Source organism: Streptomyces sp. (assembly GCF_036524955.1).
Classification (GTDB): domain Bacteria; phylum Actinomycetota; class Actinomycetes; order Streptomycetales; family Streptomycetaceae; genus Actinacidiphila.
The window spans coordinates 1-2,349 of the sequence record NZ_DATDBG010000246.1 but is presented as its reverse complement, the minus strand read 5'-3'; the positions used below and the strand labels follow the sequence as shown (position 1 = coordinate 2,349).

The following is a 2,349-nucleotide window of genomic DNA, read 5'->3' as shown; positions in this document are numbered from 1 at the left end:
GACGTGATCGTCTCTGACGACGTGGTCTTCACTCAGGCCGCTTTCGAGTCCTTCGTGTCTGGCCCCAAGGCCGATGAGACCGAAGGGAGCGACGCCTGATGTCTGAGGCGACCGTTACCAGCAAGACCTTCACTGACCCGCGCGACCTGCTGATCAAGCCGGTTGTCTCGGAGAAGAGCTACGCGCTGCTGGACGAGAACAAGTACACGTTCATCGTCGCGCCCGGCTCCAACAAGACCCAGATCAAGCAGGCCGTCGAGGCGGTCTTCGGGGTCAAGGTCACCGGGGTCAACACGATCAACCGTCAGGGTAAGCGCAAGCGCACCAAGACCGGTTTCGGCAAGCGCGCTGACACCAAGCGCGCCATCGTGACCCTCGCTGAGGGCGACCGAATCGACATCTTCGGCGGCCCGGTCTCCTAACGGGGACTGGTCGTTCAGAAGTCCGGAATCATCCGAGGACTGAGAAATGGGTATCCGCAAGTACAAGCCGACGACCCCGGGCCGTCGTGGCTCCAGCGTCGCCGACTTTGTCGAGATCACGCGGTCCACGCCGGAGAAGTCGCTGGTCCGCCCGCTGCACAGCAAGGGCGGCCGTAACAACGCCGGTCGTGTGACCGTCCGCCACCAGGGCGGTGGCCACAAGCGCGCCTACCGTGTCATCGACTTCCGTCGGCACGACAAGGACGGCGTGCCCGCCAAGGTCGCGCACATCGAGTACGACCCCAACCGCACCGCGCGCATCGCGCTGCTCCACTACGCGGACGGCGAGAAGCGCTACATCCTCGCCCCCGCCAAGCTCGCGCAGGGCGACCGGATCGAGAACGGTCCGGGCGCCGACATCAAGCCGGGCAACAACCTGCCGCTGCTCAACATCCCGGTCGGTACCACGATCCACGCGATCGAGCTGCGGCCCGGCGGCGGCGCGAAGATCTCCCGCTCCGCGGGCGCTTCGGTGCAGCTGCTGGCGAAGGAGGGCACCATGGCCACCCTTCGCATGCCCTCCGGCGAGGTCCGGATGGTCGACGTGCGCTGCCGCGCCACCATCGGCGAGGTCGGCAACGCCGAGCAGTCGAACATCAACTGGGGCAAGGCCGGCCGCATGCGGTGGAAGGGCGTCCGCCCCACCGTCCGCGGTGTCGCCATGAACCCGGTGGACCACCCGCACGGTGGTGGTGAGGGCAAGACCTCCGGTGGTCGCCACCCGGTCTCGCCGTGGGGTCAGAAGGAGGGTCGTACTCGTTCTCCCAAGAAGGCGAGCAACAAGTACATCGTCCGCCGCCGCAAGACGAACAAGAAGCGCTAGGAGCGGGTTTTCAGATGCCGCGCAGTCTCAAGAAGGGGCCCTTCGTCGACGACCACCTGATCAAGAAGGTGGATGTCCAGAACGAAGCCGGCACCAAGAACGTCATCAAGACCTGGTCCCGCCGCTCGATGATCATCCCGGCGATGCTGGGCCACACGATCGCGGTGCACGACGGCCGTAAGCACGTCCCGGTGTTTGTCACTGAGTCGATGGTCGGCCACAAGCTCGGCGAGTTCGCGCCGACCCGCACCTTCCGCGGCCACGAGAAGGACGACCGCAAGTCGCGGCGTCGCTGATCGGCCAAGGCCGAACGTGACGACACAGACAGACACCGAAGGGACAACCATGGAAGCCAGGGCCCAGGCGCGGTACATCCGCGTCACGCCCATGAAGGCCCGCCGCGTGGTGGACCTCATCCGTGGCATGAACGCCACGGAGGCTCAGGCGGTCCTGCGTTTCACCCCGCAGGCCGCGAGCGTGCCGGTCGGCAAGGTGCTGGACAGCGCCATCGCCAACGCCGCGCACAACTACGACCACACGGACGCCGAGTCGCTGTACATCAGCGAGGCGTACGTGGACGAGGGCCCGACCCTGAAGCGGTTCCGGCCGCGCGCCCAGGGCCGTGCCTACCGGATCCGTAAGCGGACCAGCCACATCACCGTGGTCGTCGCCAGCAAGGAAGGGACCCGGTAATGGGCCAGAAGGTTAACCCGTACGGGTTCCGGCTCGGTGTCACCACGGACTTCAAGTCCCGGTGGTACGCCGACAAGCTGTACAAGGACTACGTCAAGGAAGACGTCGCCATCCGCCGGATGATGACGCAGGGCCTGGAGCGGGCCGGCATCTCCCAGGTGGAGATCGAGCGCACCCGCGACCGCGTCCGGGTCGACATCCACACCGCCAGGCCGGGCATCGTCATCGGCCGCCGCGGCGCGGAGGCCGACCGTATCCGCGGCGACCTGGAGAAGCTGACCGGCAAGCAGGTCCAGCTCAACATCCTCGAGGTCAAGAACCCGGAGATGGACGCCCAGCTCGTGGCGCAGG

5 protein-coding genes and 1 pseudogene are annotated in these 2,349 nt (G+C 66.5%); all 6 read left to right on the top strand.

Features of this window, described 5'->3' with window-relative positions:
- Positions 1-99: pseudogene (locus VIW71_RS19760) on the top strand (50S ribosomal protein L4); the annotation flags it as partial.
- Positions 99-422: a 50S ribosomal protein L23 gene (gene rplW / locus VIW71_RS19755; protein ID WP_331623699.1), complete on the top strand. Its 324-nt coding sequence runs from the start codon at positions 99-101 to the stop codon at positions 420-422. The pseudogene VIW71_RS19760 and the gene rplW, both read left to right, overlap by 1 nt.
- 46 nt (positions 423-468) lie before the next feature.
- A complete protein-coding gene (gene rplB, locus VIW71_RS19750; protein WP_331623698.1) occupies positions 469-1,305 on the top strand; it encodes a 50S ribosomal protein L2 in 837 nt (278 codons plus the stop codon).
- Between the two features lie 14 nt (positions 1,306-1,319).
- On the top strand, positions 1,320-1,601 hold the full coding sequence (gene rpsS, locus VIW71_RS19745; protein WP_033177798.1) for a 30S ribosomal protein S19: 282 nt from the start codon (positions 1,320-1,322) through the stop codon (positions 1,599-1,601).
- Positions 1,602-1,650: 49 nt separating this feature from the next.
- Complete coding sequence (gene rplV / locus VIW71_RS19740) at positions 1,651-1,998, top strand: 50S ribosomal protein L22 (protein ID WP_222962353.1); 348 nt, start codon at positions 1,651-1,653, stop codon at positions 1,996-1,998.
- The coding region (rpsC, locus tag VIW71_RS19735; protein WP_331623697.1) for a 30S ribosomal protein S3 at positions 1,998-2,349 on the top strand (352 nt) is incomplete at its 3' end. The genes rplV and rpsC, both read left to right, overlap by 1 nt.